At 64.8% G+C, this 18,367-nt stretch carries 17 protein-coding genes and 1 tRNA gene; 12 read left to right on the forward strand and 6 right to left on the reverse strand.

Annotation, left to right across the window (positions count from 1 at the left end; translation table 11 throughout):
• Positions 1 to 17: 17 nt before the first annotated feature.
• Positions 18 to 3,701, forward strand: coding sequence for a transcription-repair coupling factor (mfd, locus tag CHB96_RS05345; protein WP_245865247.1), 3,684 nt, complete (start codon positions 18 to 20; stop codon positions 3,699 to 3,701).
• The gene (locus CHB96_RS05350; RefSeq protein ID WP_089243736.1) at positions 3,701 to 4,612 is read left to right on the forward strand and encodes a nucleoside triphosphate pyrophosphohydrolase; all 912 of its coding nucleotides are present in this window, start codon (positions 3,701 to 3,703) and stop codon (positions 4,610 to 4,612) included. The genes mfd and CHB96_RS05350 overlap by 1 nt, the downstream gene beginning before the upstream one ends.
• Positions 4,613 to 4,908: 296 nt before the next feature.
• Here the strand turns inward: CHB96_RS05350 and CHB96_RS05355 are convergent, their stop codons facing one another.
• The 4 genes from CHB96_RS05355 to efeU form a co-directional block, all read right to left on the reverse strand.
• The gene (locus CHB96_RS05355; RefSeq protein WP_089243738.1) at positions 4,909 to 5,550 is read right to left on the reverse strand and encodes a dihydrofolate reductase family protein; all 642 of its coding nucleotides are present in this window, start codon (positions 5,548 to 5,550) and stop codon (positions 4,909 to 4,911) included.
• A gap of 126 nt (positions 5,551 to 5,676) precedes the next feature.
• A complete protein-coding gene (efeB, locus tag CHB96_RS05360) occupies positions 5,677 to 6,921 on the reverse strand; it encodes an iron uptake transporter deferrochelatase/peroxidase subunit (protein ID WP_089243740.1) in 1,245 nt (414 codons plus the stop codon).
• On the reverse strand, positions 6,902 to 8,041 hold the full coding sequence (gene efeO, locus CHB96_RS05365; RefSeq protein WP_176444144.1) for an iron uptake system protein EfeO: 1,140 nt from the start codon (positions 8,039 to 8,041) through the stop codon (positions 6,902 to 6,904). Before efeO ends, efeB begins: the two co-directional genes overlap by 20 nt.
• A 14-nt stretch (positions 8,042 to 8,055) precedes the next feature.
• The gene (gene efeU, locus CHB96_RS05370; RefSeq protein ID WP_089243744.1) at positions 8,056 to 8,925 is read right to left on the reverse strand and encodes an iron uptake transporter permease EfeU; all 870 of its coding nucleotides are present in this window, start codon (positions 8,923 to 8,925) and stop codon (positions 8,056 to 8,058) included.
• Positions 8,926 to 9,067: 142 nt separating this feature from the next.
• Between efeU and CHB96_RS05375 the strand changes: the two genes are divergently transcribed.
• The 7 genes from CHB96_RS05375 (at position 9,068) to CHB96_RS05405 (ending at position 15,048) form a co-directional block, all read left to right on the forward strand.
• Positions 9,068 to 9,802, forward strand: coding sequence for a lytic transglycosylase domain-containing protein (locus CHB96_RS05375; RefSeq protein WP_089243746.1), 735 nt, complete (start codon positions 9,068 to 9,070; stop codon positions 9,800 to 9,802).
• An 81-nt stretch (positions 9,803 to 9,883) separates the two neighbouring features.
• Positions 9,884 to 11,170, forward strand: coding sequence for a phosphopyruvate hydratase (eno, locus tag CHB96_RS05380; protein WP_089243748.1), 1,287 nt, complete (start codon positions 9,884 to 9,886; stop codon positions 11,168 to 11,170).
• 33 nt (positions 11,171 to 11,203) lie between these two features.
• Positions 11,204 to 11,881 (forward strand): FtsB family cell division protein, encoded by a 678-nt coding sequence (locus CHB96_RS05385; protein ID WP_089243750.1) that lies wholly within the window; start codon positions 11,204 to 11,206, stop codon positions 11,879 to 11,881.
• Positions 11,878 to 12,405 carry a DUF501 domain-containing protein gene (locus tag CHB96_RS05390; RefSeq protein WP_089243752.1) on the forward strand — a complete coding sequence of 176 codons (528 nt, stop codon included), beginning with the start codon at positions 11,878 to 11,880 and terminating at the stop codon, positions 12,403 to 12,405. Before CHB96_RS05385 ends, CHB96_RS05390 begins: the two co-directional genes overlap by 4 nt.
• On the forward strand, positions 12,402 to 13,361 hold the full coding sequence (locus CHB96_RS05395) for a Ppx/GppA phosphatase family protein (protein ID WP_089243754.1): 960 nt from the start codon (positions 12,402 to 12,404) through the stop codon (positions 13,359 to 13,361). The genes CHB96_RS05390 and CHB96_RS05395 overlap by 4 nt, the downstream gene beginning before the upstream one ends.
• Before the next feature lie 141 nt (positions 13,362 to 13,502).
• The gene (locus tag CHB96_RS05400; protein ID WP_089243756.1) at positions 13,503 to 14,930 is read left to right on the forward strand and encodes a short-chain fatty acid transporter; all 1,428 of its coding nucleotides are present in this window, start codon (positions 13,503 to 13,505) and stop codon (positions 14,928 to 14,930) included.
• Between the two features lie 44 nt (positions 14,931 to 14,974).
• Positions 14,975 to 15,048: transfer RNA gene (locus CHB96_RS05405), tRNA-Leu, on the forward strand.
• A gap of 610 nt (positions 15,049 to 15,658) precedes the next feature.
• On the opposite strand, the gene CHB96_RS05410 is transcribed toward CHB96_RS05405, so the two are convergent.
• A complete protein-coding gene (locus tag CHB96_RS05410; RefSeq protein WP_176444145.1) occupies positions 15,659 to 16,315 on the reverse strand; it encodes a GAF domain-containing protein in 657 nt (218 codons plus the stop codon).
• Positions 16,316 to 16,669: 354 nt separating this feature from the next.
• On the opposite strand from CHB96_RS05410, the gene CHB96_RS05415 reads away from it, so the two are divergent.
• The 3 genes from CHB96_RS05415 (at position 16,670) to CHB96_RS05425 (ending at position 18,083) form a co-directional block, all read left to right on the forward strand.
• On the forward strand, positions 16,670 to 17,125 hold the full coding sequence (locus tag CHB96_RS05415; RefSeq protein ID WP_141136436.1) for a hypothetical protein: 456 nt from the start codon (positions 16,670 to 16,672) through the stop codon (positions 17,123 to 17,125).
• A gap of 110 nt (positions 17,126 to 17,235) precedes the next feature.
• Positions 17,236 to 17,670 (forward strand): hypothetical protein, encoded by a 435-nt coding sequence (locus CHB96_RS05420; RefSeq protein WP_089243762.1) that lies wholly within the window; start codon positions 17,236 to 17,238, stop codon positions 17,668 to 17,670.
• Between the two features lie 8 nt (positions 17,671 to 17,678).
• The gene (locus CHB96_RS05425) at positions 17,679 to 18,083 is read left to right on the forward strand and encodes a hypothetical protein (RefSeq protein WP_245865250.1); all 405 of its coding nucleotides are present in this window, start codon (positions 17,679 to 17,681) and stop codon (positions 18,081 to 18,083) included.
• Here the strand turns inward: CHB96_RS05425 and CHB96_RS05430 are convergent.
• Positions 18,068 to 18,343: a LapA family protein gene (locus tag CHB96_RS05430; protein ID WP_089243766.1), complete on the reverse strand. Its 276-nt coding sequence runs from the start codon at positions 18,341 to 18,343 to the stop codon at positions 18,068 to 18,070. The genes CHB96_RS05425 and CHB96_RS05430 overlap by 16 nt on opposite strands.
• Positions 18,344 to 18,367 lie beyond the last annotated feature (24 nt).

Here is an 18,367-nt window from a genome sequence, read left to right on the forward strand (position 1 = left end):
CCTCGCGTGCGGGGTAGATGCCGGGTCAACAGTCGTGCCGATCTCGTTCAGGAGCCCCACAGTTGCCTTCCGATTCCTCGCTTCACCTGTCGGGCCTTGCGCGTGTGGCACTGGCGGACACGACTCTGCGATCCGTGGCCGAGGCGGTGGGTGCGGCCGAGCGCACGTTGGTCGCCCCCAATGCTGCGCGGCCGTTCGTCGCGGCGGCGATCGCCGATCGTGCTCAGGTCCTCGTCGTGACGGCCACCGGTCGCGAAGCCGACGAGTTGACCGGTGAACTCGAACAGATTCTCGGCACCTCGGTCGTGCAGTTCCCGTCGTGGGAGACGTTGCCGCACGAACGTCTGTCACCGAGCGCGGATACCGTCGGGCGGCGGCTCGAGGTGCTGCGCCGGCTCGCGCGCCCCGACGACAAGGACTACGGCCCGCCGCTTCAGGTGATCGTCACGACGGTTCGTTCACTCGTACAGCCCATGGCTCCCGGGCTCGGTGAGATCGAGCCGGTCACCCTCAAGGTCGGCGTCGAGACCGACTTCGACGGCCTGATCCATCGGCTCGTCGAGCTCGCTTACACCCGTGTCGACATGGTCGGCAAGCGTGGTGAGTTCGCGGTCCGCGGCGGCATTCTCGACATCTTCTCGCCGACGGCCGATCATCCGGTCCGCGTCGAATTCTGGGGTGACGAGGTCACCGAACTCCGTGCGTTCGCCGTCGCCGATCAGCGATCGTTGGCCGACGTCCAGGTCGATGCCGTCATCGCACCGCCCTGTCGAGAGCTGATTCTGACGCAGGAGGTCCGCGACCGTGCCGCCGTGTTGAGTGCGGACAATCAAGCGGACGCAGCTCTGGTCGAGATGCTGGACAAGCTGTCCGCAGGCATCCCGGTCGAGGGTATGGAGGCGTTGCTGCCGCTGCTGCAGCCGGGCGAACTGCAACTGTTGGCCGACATCCTGCCGAGCGGTGCCCACGTGTTGCTGTGCGATCCGGAGCGAATCCGCACGCGCGCAACCGATCTGGTTCGCACGGGGCAGGAATTCCTGGAAGCGTCGTGGACGGCGGCGTCGGTCGGCGGCGCCGCCCCACTGGACACGTCGACGCTCGACACCACCAGCCTGGGCGGTGTCAGCCTGGATCTCGGTGCGTCCGCGTATCGCTCGCTGCGCCAGGTTCGCGAATCCGCGCAGGCGCAGGGCCGACCGTGGTGGACCGTCAGCCCGTTGGCATCCGGTGGCGACGACGAGTTCGAGCTCGCCGTCGAGGGTGTGCCGGAGGTCCGTGGCTCCGAGGAACTGCTGGCAGGTGTGTTCGCGATGCTGCGGGCGCATGTGTCGACGGGTGGGCGTGCCGTCATCGCTGTCGCAGGAGCAGGCACGGCGACACGTATCATCGAGCGACTCGGCGAAGCGGATGTCCCTGCGGCGCACATCGATTCGGGTGCCGAGCCGCTTCCCGACGTCGTCAGCGTGCTGTGTGGTTCGCTGCACGAAGGACTGATTCTGCCCGACGCGCAACTCGTGGTCGTCACCGAGAGCGACCTCACCGGCAACCGCGTCACCGCGGCCGAAGGCCGAAAGATGCCCGCCAAGAGGCGGAATCAGGTCGACCCGCTCGCGCTGGTCGCAGGCGACAGCGTCGTACACGATCAGCACGGCATCGGTCGGTTCGTCGAGATGATCGAACGCACCGTCGGCGGTGCGCGTCGTGAATATCTCGTCATCGAGTATGCGCCGAGCAAGCGTGGCCATCCCGGTGATCGTCTGTTCGTTCCGATGGACTCGCTCGATCAGCTCTCGCGGTATGTCGGTGGAGAGTTGCCTGCCCTCAGCAAGCTCGGCGGATCCGACTGGGCGAACACGAAACGCAAAGCGCGCAAGGCAGTTCGAGAGATCGCGGGCGAGCTCGTGCAGCTGTACGCCGCGCGTCAGGCAGCGCCGGGGCATGCGTTCGGGCCGGACACACCGTGGCAGCGCGAGATGGAGGACGCGTTCGGTTTCACCGAGACGATGGACCAGATGACGGCCATCACCGAGGTCAAGGCCGACATGGAGAAGGCCGTCCCGATGGACCGCGTCATTCTCGGCGACGTCGGGTACGGCAAGACCGAGATCGCGGTCCGCGCGGCGTTCAAGGCTGTGCAGGACGGCAAGCAGGTGGCCGTGTTGGTGCCGACAACCCTTCTGGCGCAACAGCATCTGCAGACGTTCCAGGCGCGCATGGCGTCGTTCCCCGTGACGGTGAAGGGTCTGTCCCGCTTCACGCACGGCTCGGATTCGAAGGAAGTGATGGCGGGCCTCGCGGACGGGACCGTCGACATCGTCGTCGGCACGCACCGATTGCTGCAGACCGGTGTCACGTGGAAGGACCTGGGCCTCGTGATCGTCGACGAGGAGCAGCGATTCGGCGTCGAGCACAAGGAACACATCAAGTCGCTGCGTACCCACGTGGACGTGCTGACGATGTCCGCGACACCTATCCCTCGTACGTTGGAGATGAGCCTTGCCGGAATCCGTGAGATGTCGACCATCCTCACGCCGCCCGAGGAGCGTCACCCCGTCCTGACGTATGTCGGTGCGTACAACGACAAGCAGGTCGCCGCCGCTATCCGACGCGAACTGCTGCGCGATGGCCAGGTGTTCTTCGTTCACAACCGCGTCAGCTCGATCGACAAGGCAGCCAAGCGAATTCGAGATCTCGTTCCGGAAGCCCGTGTCACGACGGCGCACGGACAGATGAACGAGGAAACCCTGGAGAAGACGGTGCAGGGGTTCTGGCAGCGAGAGACCGACGTGCTGGTGTGTACCACCATCATCGAGACCGGTCTCGACATCTCCAACGCCAACACGTTGATCGTCGAACGCAGTGACTCGCTCGGACTGTCGCAGCTGCACCAGTTGCGCGGACGCGTCGGGCGTAGTCGCGAACGCGGATACGCGTACTTCCTCTACCCGGCGGAGAAGCCTCTGACGGAGACGGCGTACGACCGACTCGCGACGATCTCGCAGAACTCCGACCTCGGAGCCGGTATGGCCGTCGCCATGAAGGACCTCGAAATCCGTGGTGCCGGAAACGTTCTCGGTGCCGAGCAGTCCGGTCACGTCGCGGGTGTCGGCTTCGACCTCTACGTCCGACTGGTCGGCGAGGCCGTCGAGGCATATCGTGCTGCGGCCGACGGCAAACCGATCTCGACGGACGAGGCACCCAAGGAGGTTCGCATCGATCTGCCGGTCGACGCGCACATCCCGCCCGACTACGTCACCAGTGACCGACTGCGGCTCGAGGCGTACCGAAAGCTCGCTGCGGCAACCGATTCGGAGTCGATGGGAGCAGTCATCGACGAGATGACCGACCGCTACGGTCCGCTTCCGGAGGAAGTGGGCAGGCTCGTCTCGGTCGCGAAGCTTCGTCTCATCGCCAAGGAATATGCGCTCACCGACATCAACGTCGCTGGTACACAGGTCAAGCTGGCGCCGATGGACCTGCCCGACTCGAAGCAGATCCGCCTCAAGCGGCTGTACCCGAATGCGCAGTACCGAGCCACGACGGGTGTCGTGCAGCTTCCGTTGCCACGCGTCGAAGGCGGAGGCGTCGGCGCCGCCCGAGTGCGCGATGTAGAACTGGTCCAGTTCATCGCCGACTTGATCTTGTCCTTGGACGGTAAGCCGTCTCGGTCGGTGTTGTTGGAGCAGACTGTGGGGGTGTGATGACGGTAGTGCTGCTCGATCCGGTTCGGCCGACGATGGTTCCGGCGGAGGCGATCGAATTCCTGAGTGGTGTAGTGGAATTCACCGAGGAGGTCCCGGTCCGGACGAGGTGGTTGTTCTCGGGCACCGCACGGGCCGACGGTTCTGCCGGCGTGCTCGTCAGCACCGATCCGCGCAATCCCGAAGTGCTGGAACGGATCAGGCGCGGCGATCGCGTCGTCGAGTCACCGAAGCTGCCGGGCGACGACCTGATCGCGGCAGTGGTGCTGATGGATCGCCTGCGCACCATCGGTGGGTGGGAAGCGCAGCAGACCCACGCGTCGCTGAGCGGCTATCTGCTGGAAGAGACCTACGAACTGCTCGACGCGATTCACAGCGGCAACCTCGTCGACCTCAAGGAAGAGCTCGGGGACATCTTGCTGCAGGTGCTGTTCCACTCACGGATCGCGCAGGATGCCGCCGAGAACTCGTTCGATGTCGATGACGTGGCGGCCGGATTGGTGGCCAAGTTGACGCACCGCACGCCTCATCTGACCGACGGGTCGACGGGGCCCATCGACGTCGCAACACAGGAGAAGGCGTGGGAGGAACGCAAGGCGGCCGAGAAGGCGCGCGGATCCTGCCTCGACGGGATCGCGATGGCGCAACCCGCACTCGCGTTGGCGCAGAAGGTCGTCGGGCGCGCGTCGAAAGCAGGGTTGCCCGACGAACTCGTGCCCGACGAGTTGCGGACCGTCCACATCGGCGCCGACCACAGTCATGGCGGGGAGAGCGCGGAAGACCTGCTGCGCCGGAACGTCCTCGACTTCGCCCGACGCGTCCGGGGTGCCGAGGAGTCCGCGAAGCTCCACGGCGCCGAGCCCGGAAACCTCACCGCGATCGAGTGGATAGAGAACTGGGGCCGGAAGTAGGCCCCCCTTCTTCCGCCCGCCCCTTCTCCGCCCGCCCGCCCCTTCTCCGTCCGCCCCCTTCTCCGCCCGCCCCTTCTTCGCCCGCCCCTTCTTCGCCCGCCCCCTGTTCCGGAGCGAATGTGACATTTGCTCACTCTGAGTGACCGAGGGCCGCCCTCGCTCCGGACCTGGCACGCCCCCGTCCCGCTTGGATGAACCGTTCAAGCCATCTGATCGTATGAATGGACCATTCAAGCGGTGGTCGGGCGGGTGGTCGGGCGAGGGGCGGGTGGGTCGGGGGCCGAACGCCGGCCCGCCTACTTCCGCCAGAACAGGTGGTGCGTCACACCGCTGGGGCTGGGCACGACCTCGTGTTCGAAGCGGTCGTTCAGCTCGTCGGGGGAGTCCCAGAGCTTCAGCCCCGATCCGATTTCGACGCCGGACACGGCGATGTGCATGGTGTCGACGAGGTCCGCGTCGAGGAATTCGCGGACAGTGGTGACGCCTCCGCCCAGGCGCACGTCACGGCCGTCGGCTGCTTCCCGTGCCTGGCCGAGCACCGTGGCTGCATCTGCGTCGACGAAGTGGAACGTCGTCTCGCCGCGTGTGATGGACGGACGCTCGTGATGCGTGAGAACGAAAACGGGGGTGTGGAAGGGCGGTTCGTCACCCCACCAGCCTTCCCACTCGAGGTTCTCCCACGGTCCGCGTTGGTATCCGAATTTGTTTCGACCCATGATCTCTGCGCCGATGTTGTGGGCGAAGTCCCGCGTGAAGTAGTCGTCGAGTCCGCGGGTGCCGCCCGGATCCGTACGGTTCGGCCAGCTCGCGGTCGCACCGCACCACGCGAACATGCCCGAGTGGTCGAATCCGAACGGGCTCTCCAAGCTCTGGTTCACCCCCGCCGCGACGCCATCGCTGGAGACGTTGAAGTTCTGGACCCGAAGTAGCTGTGGCACGTGCGCTCCCGTGGTCGATCGTGAAAGGACGGGGTGTAGACCCGGTAGCGTCGCAAAACTCATCGCTTGGATGAACCCCGGAAGCTATCTGACCGTATGAATGGACCATTCAAGCGATCGAGGGGATCAGCCGAACAACGTCGAACCCCAATACTCCGACTCACCCAACCCCGGGGGACAAGCGAACACCGCCGATCCGACGTGCTGGATGTACTCGTTCATCGCATCCTTGCGAGCCAGGGCCAACTGCATGGGCACGAACTGGGTCAGCGGGTCGCGGCAGTATGCGATGAAGAAGAGGCCGGCGTCGAGGTGGCCGAAACCGTCGGATCCGTCGGTGAAGTTGTATCCCCGACGCAGGATCTGAATGCCGCCCAATTCTTCCTTCGACGCCAACCGCACGTGCGCGTCCTCGTCGATCAAGAATCCGTGCGGCCCTTTGGAATCGAGGTCCAGGTCGTCGAACTCGTCCTGGAGGCCCAGTGGAGCACCGGATCCCTTGCTACGTCCGATGACTCGTTCCTGCTCGTTCAACACCGTGCGATCCCAGGATTCGATGAGCATCCGAATTCGACGGGCCACGAGGAACGAGCCTCCACGCATCCAGTCCTGATCGCCGTCACCTACCCACACGAAATCGTCGAGAAGTCCCGGCTCCTCTGCCTTCAAGTTGGCCGTTCCGTCCTTGAATCCGAACAGGTTTCGGGGCGTGGCCTGCGTCGTCGAGGTCGACGACGTTCGCCCGAACCCGAGCTGTGACCACTTGACCGACACGGTGCCGAAGCCCACCCGAGCCAGGTTCCGAATTGCGTGGACAGCAACTTGCGGATCATCAGCGCACGCCTGAATACACAGGTCGCCACCCGATCGCAACGGATCCAAATTGTCACCGGGGAAATGCTGCAGGTCGGCCAACGAAGCCGGCCGCGAACCCTCCAAACCGAACCGTGAGAACAGCCCGGGCCCGAACCCGATCGTCAACGTCAATGACGACGCCGAAAGGCCTAGGGCTTCACCGGTATCCGACGGCGGCTTGTATTCGCCTGCGCCGACGGCGCCGCCCTCGAACGTCTCCTCCCCGCGGGTCAGTCGCTCCGCCATCTCCGTCCATTCGCGAAGGAGTGCAACGAACTCGTCACGAGAGTCGGTCGTGATGTCGAACGCCACGAAATGCATTCGGTCCTGCGCCGGGGTGACGATGCCGGCCTGATGGTCACCGCGAAAATCCACGATGTCCGACGGCGCATCGCCGGAATCGGCAACAGCGAAAGCCCCGACCGCTCCTGCGCCGACCACTGCAGCGCCTGCCCCGGCGGCGCCGAACAGCTGCCGCCGGGAGAAGCGCCGAGAATTACTGTCCTGCAACGACACCCTGTACCTGGCTCACTTCTGCCGACAGTGCGTCGATCTTGTTCGACAGCGCCTGTCGCTGGGGTTCGGTGACGGTGTCGTAGAAGACGAAACCGTCACCCTGACGATACTGCGCGAGTTCCGCATCGAGCTCTGCGAAGCGTGCGTCGATCGAAGTACCCAGATCGGGATCGCTCTGATCGATGATCGGACGCACCGCGGCGACGGCTGCCTGCGAACCGTCGACGTTGGCTTGGAAATCCCACAGGTCCGTGTGCGAGAAGAAGTCCTCTTCACCGCTGATCTTGGTCTTGGCGACCTCGTCGAGCAATCCCTGTGCGCCACCGGCGACCTGGATCGGATCGACGGTGAAGTCGTCGGCCTTCACTTTCTCGGCCAGCTCGGCGATGTCGGCTTGCAACTGATCTGCCATGGCGTTCGTGTCGGGCTGCAGTCCCTGGGCCCACAGGTCCTTCTCGATTCGGTGGAAGCCTGTCCAGGTATCCCCGGGCTCGACGTCGGGCTCACGAAGGTCGATGCGGGGATCCAGGTCGTCGGGGAAGCTCTCGGCGACGGGCTCGATACGCTCGTAATAGCTACGCGTGATGGGGAATTGGGCCTTGGCGGCCTCGATGTCGCCGGCCTTGACCGAGGCAACGAACTGAGCCGTCGTCTCCTGCAATGCGTCGACCTGGCTGACGACGTACCGCTTGTATCCCGACGCGGCCTCCTCGAGCAGGCCGTTCTCGTCGGCCTGGCGTACCGCATCGCCGGTGACGACGTAGTCGGCGCGGATACCGTCGCCGACCATGCCTGCCTTGCATGCGGTTTGGTAGGTGCCGGGGTCGGGGAGGGCGACGATGAGCTGACGCGTCAGGCCGGGGCCGATGTTCTCGACCTCGCCCATGACGCGGTCGCCTTCACCGTAGACGTAGAACTCGGTGACCTTGCTTCCGTTGTTCGTGATCTGGAACGTCGAATTGCCTGTTTTGCCTTCGGTACTCGCGACGTCGCATGTGGTGTCCGTCGCGGCGACCGCAATGTCCTCGGCGCTCGCGTCGGACGTGGATTTCTCCGTACAACCGGCGAGCGCCAGGGGAAGAACCGCGATCGCGGCCAGAGCGTAAGTGGTACGACGCATCGAGACGACGCCTTTCATGAGGTGAGTGCCGGTTCGGGAACACGAACCGGCCGAAGGAAGAGGAACAGAACGATGACGAGGTATGCAGCCCAGCTGACCGCTTGTAGCACGGTCGGTTCGGGCCGGAAGTTGAAGATGCCGGCGAGGACGGTGCCGTACCAGCTGGATGCGTCGTACTGCGCGGTGATATCGAACGCGATTGCGCTGCCGCCGGGAAGTAGCCCGCCGATCTGCAAGGCGCGGATGCCGTACGCGAGGATGCCCGCGGCGACGACGATGAGGAAGATACCGGTGTATCGGAAGAATTTGGCGAAGTCGATGCGGATAGCTCCGAAGTACAAGAGGACCGTCAGAAACGCGGCGACGACGATACCGAGAAGCAGGCCGAGCAGTGGCCACAGGCTGCCGTGGGTGTTCTCGGCGTAGCCGACCATGAGCAAGGCCGTCTCGACGCCTTCACGCCCGACGGCGAAGAACGACAGCGTCAGGACAGCGATCGGTCCGACGGCCAGTGCGCGTTCCATCCCGCCGCGGAGCTCGCCGGACATGTCCTTGGCCGCGGTGCGCATCCACAGAACCATTGTCGTGACGATTGCGACGGCGACGAGCGACGCTATGCCTGCGATGATCTCGGCGGTCAGGCCCGTGACGGTCGACGTGCCGAAGTGGATGACGAAGAAAATGATCGCGACCATTGCCACTGCAATGCCGACGCCCAGCCACACCCACTTCAGTGCATCCCGACGATGGGCCTTGACCAGGAACGCCACGAGGATCATGACGACGATGCCGGTTTCGAGGCCTTCGCGGAGGCCGATGAGTCCGCTTCCGAACGTCTGAGTGGCGATCGACGGAGCGGATCCTGCGGCGGCGAGAACGGACAACGTCTGGTGCTCCTGAACGAATAAACAAGGGTAGGCGACCCTCATGCGGTTGAGAGCAACATACACCCTGAAACCGGGAACAAACCTGCTTTGACCTGCGCATACGTCTAGCTTTAGGTTTCTATTACTTTTGGTGTGCAGGATGGACCGAGTGAAGAACCGACTGAGGTGGGTGCTCACCGTCGTGTCGGTGGCGCTGGTGGCGGCTGCGTGTGGCTCCTCGGAACCGCCGCGTGAGATTCCGGAAGGCATTCCGCCCGGTCCGGGAACGCCGGTGCCCGTCATCGATTTCAACGCGCCAGGCCGCACAGCAGACCTGCTGCTCGCGTGGGCCGAGCCGCAATCGTCGGAACTGAACATCTCGGCACCCGCGCTTGCCGCATACGCCCATGCGGCGGCGATCATGGCCGCGACGTCGCCCGACTGCGGAATCGCATGGACGACGCTCGCGGGCATCGGCTACATCGAGAGCAGGCACGGCACGTATCAGGGCTCGTCCGTAGCGCCCGACGGCACCGTCTCGCCCCCGATCCGCGGAATCCCGCTCGACGGCGGCCCGGGCGTCGCCGAAATCCCGGACACCGACGGCGGCCTGCTCGACGGCGACCCGGTCCACGACCGGGCGATGGGCCCGATGCAGTTCATCCCCGAGACGTGGCGCAAGTGGGGTGTCGACGCCAACGGTGACGGCATGCCCGACCCCGACAATCTCGACGACGCGGCACTCACCGCTGCTCGGTATCTCTGCGCACGGGGTGGTGACCTCGCCACTCCCGAAGGCTGGGAGCGTGCGCTGATGGCCTACAACCAGTCCGGCGTCTATCTGCGCGACGTCCGTGACGCGGCCGCGGCCTACTCGGTCGGCACGAGAGCGTAGTGACATGCGCCCGTCGTCGGCGAGCGGCTAGTCTGACACCCGGCACTTATCAGCCCGCCCCCGTTACAAGGAGATGCATTCGTGGCCATCATTGAGCAGGTCGGAGCTCGCGAGATCCTCGATTCCCGTGGCAACCCCACGGTCGAGGTCGAGGTCGCATTGGACGACGGAACTCTGACCCGCGCGGCAGTTCCCTCCGGTGCATCCACCGGTGAGCACGAGGCCGTCGAGCTTCGCGACGGCGGCGATCGCTACCTCGGCAAGGGCGTCGAGAAGGCCGTCAACGCAGTTCTCGACGAGATCGCACCGGCCGTCATCGGCCTCGACGCCATCGAGCAGCGCGCCGTCGACCAGGCTCTTCTCGACCTCGACGGCACCCCGGACAAGTCCCGCCTCGGCGCGAACTCGCTTCTCGGTGTGTCCTTGGCCGTCGCCAAGGCTGCTGCCGAGTCTGCAGGCCTCGAGCTGTTCCGCTACCTCGGCGGACCGAACGCGCACATCCTGCCCGTGCCGATGATGAACATCATCAACGGTGGCGCCCACGCGGACAGTGGCGTCGACGTCCAGGAATTCATGATCGCGCCGATCGGCGCACCGACCTTCAAGGAGTCCCTGCGCTGGGGCGCCGAGGTCTACCACTCGCTCAAGTCCGTGCTGAAGGCCAAGGGCCTGTCCACCGGTCTCGGCGACGAGGGTGGTTTCGCTCCCGACCTGGCCGGCACCAAGGCAGCTCTCGACCTGATCCTCGAGGCGATCGAGAAGGCCGGCCTCAAGCCAGGCCAGGACATCGCGCTGGCTCTCGACGTCGCAGCAACGGAGTTCTACACCGCAGGCACCGGCTACGCCTTCGAGCGTGAGACCAAGTCGGCCGAGGAGATGTCCGCGTTCTACGGCCAGCTGGTCGACGCGTACCCGCTGGTCTCGATCGAGGATCCGCTCGACGAGAACGACTGGGACGGCTGGGTCGCACTGACCGAGCAGATCGGTGACAAGGTTCAGCTCGTCGGCGACGACCTGTTCGTCACCAACCCCGAGCGTCTCGAAGACGGCATCGTCAAGGGCGCCGCCAACGCGCTGCTGGTCAAGGTCAACCAGATCGGCACGCTCACCGAAACCCTCGACGCCGTCGATCTCGCACACCGCAACGGCTACAAGACGATGATGAGCCACCGGTCCGGCGAGACCGAGGACACCACCATCGCCGACCTGGCAGTTGCCGTCGGCAGCGGCCAGATCAAGACCGGTGCACCCGCTCGTTCCGAGCGCGTCGCCAAGTACAACCAGTTGCTGCGAATCGAAGAAGCTCTGGGCGACGCGGCGCGTTACGCCGGCGAGCTGGCTTTCCCCCGGTTCAATTACGACGGATAGCTCTTTTCGAGGCGACAAGGCGGAGTTGGTTTGATGGCGGCGCGGCGAGGGAGACCGGGGACCAGTCCAGGTGGACGTGATCCCCGGCCTCCGGGTCGCTCGTCGACCGCCCGCACTCGGCAGACCGGGGCTGCGTCGGGAGACCAACACAGCTCCGGTGCCGCTGCGCCGGAACCGTCCGATCAGGCGCGCGACGCCGTCGTCGCCGGAAAAGCCGCGCCACGACGCGTCGGCGCCCGTGCGTCTGGCAAGGACCGTACGTTCCTGGGCTTGTCGACGGGACGGGCGGTCGTTCTGGCCGTCGTCGTCTGTGCCTTGGCGCTGACGCTCGCGATGCCGCTACGCACCTATTTCTCGCAACGCGCGGAACTCTCGCAGGTTCTGGCCGACCGTGAGGGGCTGCAGAACGACGTCCGAAATCTCGAGCTGGAGAAGTCTCAGCTCAACGAACCGGCACGCATCGCCGCCGAAGCGCGCACCCGGCTGTTCTGGGTGATGCCGGGAGAGACGCCGTACACGGTGCAGCTCCCCGGTGACGTCGCGAAGTCGGACGCAGAAGAACAAGCAACCAAACAATCCGAGGGTCCCTGGTACAGGGATCTTTGGGAATCGGCAGTGCAGCCACAGCCGAGCGACGAACCGGAGACGACACCGCTTCCGGCGATCGTTCCTGCGCCTGCACCAGCACTAGAAGGAGGGCCGGTCGGGTGAGCTCGGCAGTCTCGCAAGAAGATCTCGACGCTGTTGCAGCCCAGCTCGGACGTGAACCGCGTGGCGTTCTGGAGATCGCGTACAGGTCGCCGGACGGAAAGCCCGGGGTCGTCAAGACAGCGCCGAAGCTGCCCGACGGCACTCCGTTCCCCACGCTCTACTACTTGACCGATCCGCGTCTGACGGCAGAGGCTAGCCGTCAGGAATCTGCCGGGGTGATGCGGGAGATGACTCTCAGGCTGTCGGAGGACGAGGACCTGGCCGCCGGTTACCGACGTGCCCACGAGTCGTACCTCGCCGAGCGCAATGAGATCGAGTCTCTCGGAACGGATTTCACCGGCGGCGGTATGCCCGACCGGGTGAAGTGCTTGCACGTGCTCATCGCTCATTCTTTGGCGAAGGGTCCCGGCTTGAATCCGCTGGGTGACGAGTCCGTTGCGCTCGCCGCCGAAAATCGTCTGCGCGGCACCGCAATTCCGGCCGACTGGCCTACCATCGCCGAATTGCGCGGAGAGACAGCATGACTCGGGTTGCGGCGATCGATTGCGGTACCAATTCCATCAGGCTTCTCGTCGCCGACATCGAAGACGGTGTCCTGACGGACGTCTCCCGCGAGATGCGCGTCGTACGGCTGGGGCAAGGTGTCGACGCAACGGGGTCCTTTGCACCCGAGGCGATCGAGCGCACACGGGTCGCTCTGGAGGAGTACGCAGGCATCATTCGCTCGGCGGGCGTGACGGCGCTGCGGATGGTCGCGACGTCGGCCACTCGCGACGCGTCGAACCGCGAGGATTTCTTCTCGATGACGCGCGAGATTCTGGATCCGATCGTGTCCGGGTCGGTTGCCGAGGTCATCACCGGTGACGAGGAAGCGCGTCTGTCGTTTGCCGGTGCCATCGGCGACTTGAGTTTCGACGGTGGGCCTTTCGTGGTCGTCGACCTGGGCGGTGGCTCGACGGAGTTGGTCCTGGGCGATGCCGGGGGAGTCGAGGCGGCGTATTCCGCGGACATCGGCTGTGTTCGACTGACCGAGCGGTGCCTGCCGTCCGATCCACCGACCGACGAAGAGATCGCTGCCGCACAGGCTTTCGCCGGTGAACGGTTGCAGGCTGCCTTCGATGCGGTGCCGGTCGAGAAGGCGAAGACGTGGGTCGGAGTCGCCGGAACGATGACAACTCTTGCCGCACTTGGTCTCGGACTCGAGCAGTACGATCCCGACGCAATTCACCTGTCGCGCATCTCCTTCACGAAGCTGCGTGAGGTCTGCGACGGCTTGCTTCGCTCGACACACGACGAGCGTGCAGCTCTCGGCCCCATGCATCCCGGGCGGGTCGACGTCATAGGCGGTGGCTCGCTCGTGACTCTGGCGCTCGCCGACGAATTCGCCCGGCGCGCAGGCATCGACGAGCTCGTCGTCAGTGAGCACGACATTCTCGACGGTATCGCCATGAGTGCGGCTCCGCCACCCGTGCGTGCATAGTTGGTCTCTGCGCAAACTATGCACGCACGGGTAGCGAAGCTGCATATTTGCAGACGTCGCCTGCGGCGATGTGTCTTGCATCGGACAGTCTTTCGGTGAACTCTGTGCTGGGGGTCACAACTTCCGAAGCGAGGGACATAGATGACGACGACGCAGGCACCGGCCGAGAAGGGTTTGGCTCGTGCGGCGCAGGCTCTTGCCCGCGCCACCGAGAAATGGTTTCCCGACGCGTACATCTTCGCCCTGGCAGGCGTTGTCGTCGTGGCAGTCGCAGCACTCGCCAACGGGTCGTCGCCGCAGAATGTCGTCGACGCGTTCGGTAACGGTTTCTGGGACCTGACGGCGTTCACGCTGCAGATGGCGATGGTGGTCCTCACCGGCTACGTGGTGGCGACGTCGCCGCCGGTTGCTCGGTTGATTACGCGGTTGGCCCTGGTCCCCAGTTCACCCAGCAGCGCAGTCAGTTTCGTGGCGCTGCTGTCGTGCTCGGTGTCGTTTCTGAACTGGGGACTCAGTTTGGTGTTCGGTGGCTTGCTGGCCCGAGCGATTGCCCGACGTACCGATCTTCGCGTGGACTACCGAGCACTCGGCGCAGCCGCGTTCATGGGTCTGGGTGCTGTGTGGGCGCTCGGGATGTCGTCGTCCGCCGCGCAACTCCAGGCGACGGCGAGCTCGTTGCCGCCGGCGTTGTTGCAGATCACCGGTGTGCTCGATTTCGGCAAGACGATCTTCACGTGGCAGTCGTTGGTGACGTGCCTGATCATCACAGTGCTGACCGTCGTCATCGCGCACTTCTCGGCGCCGAAGGGCGAAGCGATCAAGACCGCTGAGTCGATGGACGTGAATCTCGACGACACCGTCGCCGAACCCGCGCCACGCACCAGGCCGGGGGAGTGGCTCGAGTACAGCCGAATCCTGCCGTGGTTCGCCGGCGCGATGACGCTGGGTTGGCTTGTGTCGCAACTGTTGACGCTGCCGGTGCTGTCTGTTGTGTCGAGCTTGAACGGCTATCTGTTGGTGTTCCTCATGCTCGGACTGGTCCTCCACGGAACGCCCAGGCGGTTCCTCGATTCCGTAGCCAAGGCAGTACCGGCGACGGCGGGAATCCTCGTGCAGTTTCCGCTGTACGCGGCGATGGCGGCAATTCTGACGAAAGCCGAGGGCCGGGGAGGCGTTACGATCTCCGAGCATCTCGCGAACTTCTTCACCGACATCGGCAGCGGCGGGGGATTCGCCGTCGTGATTGCGATCTACACCGTCGTGCTCGGGTTGTTCGTGCCGTCCGGTGGTGGCAAGTGGCTCGTCGAGGCGCCGTACGTTATGCAGTCCGCGACGGACGTGCAGATGAACCTCGGCTGGACCGTCCAGATCTACAACGTCGCCGAGGCCCTGCCGAACCTGATCAACCCGTTCTTCATGCTGCCGTTGCTGGCAGTTCTCGGTCTGCGGGCACGGGATCTGATCGGATTCACGTTCTTGCAGTTCATCTTTCACTTCCCGGTGGTGCTTCTGCTCGTCTGGTTGCTCGGGACCACGTTCGACTTTGTGCCGCCGGTGATCCCGGGGTAGGGCGGGACCGATAAGATGGCCGACGCGGTCTTCGGACCGAGGTCGCCCCTATAGCCCAATTGGCAGAGGCAGCGGACTTAAAATTCGCACAGTGTCGGTTCGAGTCCGACTGGGGGCACTGAAGTCCATATGGATCCAGAATCTTGGACCAGGACAGCGGTTTTCGGGTGGTATCGTGGACTTCAGCGGCCAACCACGGATCTGAGTGGACCACTGAGGCAGCGGATTTCAGATCCGCGGAGTTCGTGGATTTCGAGCGCTGGATATTTCATTTCCGCAGGTCAGGGCCCTGAGGCTCAATGCCGTTCGCGTTCGGTGTCACAACGCTGTCACAACTGCCTCATGAGCGTCCAGATGGACGTGAGCCGACGTGCGTGGACTTGATTGCGAAAGCAGTCGAGTCGTCTCGGTCCGAGGGCACCCGGCGCACCTGCGCCGCCGGGTGGCGACGATGTCCACCGGTACGTGGTTCGGTGCCGAAGCGCCACTTCAGCCCGACACCCCGAAATGCGGTTCGCTGAACGGTGTCAATCGCTAATGCGTCAAGACATCTTGACGGTGCGGTAACTGCGCTTACGGTGAGAGGCAGCTGGCAACCGATCACGGTCGAACGAGAATCCGGCAGGAGTGCGTTGGGTCGATGTCATGGTCACAACGGTTCCTGCAGTGACGGTGGGTCGCCGAGTTCGGTCTGCACTCACACTCGTCGTCCGTCCTCGGTCCTCGGTTCACCAGTTGGCGTCGAAGTCGTGTCCTCGATGGACGATGTCGGCGGCAAGTGCGGTGATCGACTGAGACATCGCGTAGGAGTATGCGCGCAGTGCGGCGCTGGTGTCGACGACGGTGGTGCCGCGGCGGGCGGCGAGCATGCCGATGGCGATGTACACATCGGTGCGTGGTGACCGGAAGCTGCGGTCACTGGCGCTGGGTTCGGTGAGGTCGTCCATGACGTATGCGCTCAGGTCGTTTCGTAGTGCGTCGCCGAGTTCCTCGGCCAACGAGTGGCCGGCATGGAGTTCGTTTGCCGTGAACGGATCGGGGCCCCGGCGGTAGGACTCCAACACTCCGAGTAGGACTCCGTCGGCGGTGATCGGATATGCCAGGACGCGGCGTACGTTCAGCTCGCTGCGTAGTTCGGCGGCGAACAGCGGCCATGCACTCGAGACGGTCGAGTCTTCGAGGTCGGACATCGGTTGCGATGCCCGGGCGGCTGTATGGGCGTGGAGTGCGTCGAGGAACGGTCCAGCGCCGATGGTGAATTGAAGTTCGTCGATGCGTGCGGCTGTGGTGTCGGTCGCATAGACCAAGTCCACGACGTTCCTGTCGCCGGTGATCACGGAGATCGCGGTTCCGTCGGCACCGACCGCCGCAGATGTGGCGCGCACCAGCGCTTCTACCGTAGGCAATGCTGGTGAGTCGACGTCGAGTCGAGGGCAGGGATCCTCACTCATCGGACGTAGTGCCGACCGGGCCACGGGGGAGGCCGAATCCGGATGCGTGGACTGATGGTCTGGTCATGGCTGGCTCGATTCGGCCAGACCTGCGCCGCCGATGTCGGGACGTTGCAAGAACAGCAGGTTGAGTCGGCATTCCTGGGGGTGGAATACCTGGCCCGAATCTACACCCGCGGCGATCGTTGTGGTGATAGGTATCCGCGGCGTCACCGTCGGGGCTAGTGTGTCCTGGACCGAGTTCATCGTCGGTCGCCATTTTTGGGGGTCACGGCAAGGACTGGCTACGTGACACCTGTGGAGACAGCGTCGGAGCTCGATGCGCTCGCCGCCCCGTTCGGCTTCCGGGTCAGCTTCGATGCCGACGTCGATCGGTATCTGCTTAGTGAAACCGACAGTCCGTATGTCGTGGTGCTGTGGTCCGATCCCGACGACATGCGGCGCGAGATCGGCGACCTCGAGCAGGTCGAGGCGTGGGACCTCGTTCTCGACGACACCGTCACCAGCAGGAGCCTGCTGATGGTGGCGGTGTTGGTGGGCGGTCGCCGGTACGAGTTGTCCGGTGATGAGGTGGTCGGCGGGGCAGATCATGCCGGCCGGGCAGTGGTGACACTGTTGCAGGCGGCCAAGCCTGAACCGTTCGTTGTGGGTACCTGGCGGAAATCGCGCCGGCACACCCATCCCGCGGCTACGACCGAGGACCGAACCATCTGTCCGGACACCGCACCGATAGAGCAGCCGTGACCGCGATGGGCCTCAGGTCACAGTCCCCAGCCGAGCCAGCGAGCGCTCGCAACACCGTGGTGGGGTGGCCAACCGGACCGGTCTGTACGTACGCAGGGATACGGTGGGTTATGGCCGAGCGCACCGAGTCACCGCATCTGCTCGGTTCGATCCTTCGGCTGTACGTGGGTTTCTACGCCGCGGCGTGGTTCGGGGGAGCGCCGTATGCGGCACTGTTCGGCAATCCGGGCGTCGACTGGACGGTTCGGGAGGTCGGTGTCGCGGTCCTCGCATGCGCGGTGGCCGTAGCGGGTGTGTGGGCAGTCCTGTCCGCGGTGCGCACTCTGTCGATCTCGCCGCGGTTCCCGGCGATCGCACCTGCCGCCATGGCTTCGATGGGGCGGTGGTTCGCCTCGATCGCTGCGACGGTGGCCGCGTTCGCACTCGCGGGAGTGCTGCTGGGTACTGCGCTCGCGCCGTTCCTGGTGCCCGCGGTCGGTGGGTGGGCGGGCGCGAATTCTCGTGTGCTGTACCGCGCCGCCACCTCGCGCTCACCTGTGACGTGAGTTCGCCGGTGAGGAAGCTGTCGATCGCGGTGATTCTGGTTGTCCTCGGGGCGGCGGGCCTGTTCAACGGGATGTCGTTGGTGTCCGATCCGACCGGTCGCTCGCTGGGTCTGCGGGTGGACATGCTGCCGCCGTGGCACAGTTGGGATTTCCTGGTCTCGGGGATGTTCGTGTTGATCGCGCTCGGAATCGTTCCGTTGATCTGCGCGGCCGCGGTGTTGGTCGACGTGCCCGAGGCGGCTGCGGCTGCCGGCGCGATCGGCGTGGTGGTCATCGCGTGGGTGGCGTGGCAAATCCTTGTTTTGGATCTCTGGGTTCCGCGAGCGCACGTCGCGTTGGCGGGCGGGGCAGTGGCGCTGATCGTTCTCGGCGCAACGATGCTGCATCACACCCGATTTCACCCGTACGCGTGAACCGCAGCCGCATACTGTTGCGCCACGATCGCAACAGCGGAATCTACGGAGTGTGTATGGCGGTGGACGGTGTCAGTGGCGGCGCAGTAGACGCCGCGGCCGCAGTGCGGCACTGCCGAGCACGGCCACCAGGAATCCGACGAAAACAGTATTGCGAATCCTTGCGTGATGTCGAGGTTGACGCCGAGGAACTCGATGCGCGCGTGCTCGGTGTTCTGCAGTACGAACACCAGCAGCGCGATCACCGGAAGCACCGACACGGCCGCTGCCAGTGTCGTACACCG

Source organism: Rhodococcoides kyotonense, assembly GCF_900188125.1.
GTDB classification, from domain to species: domain Bacteria; phylum Actinomycetota; class Actinomycetes; order Mycobacteriales; family Mycobacteriaceae; genus Rhodococcoides; species Rhodococcoides kyotonense.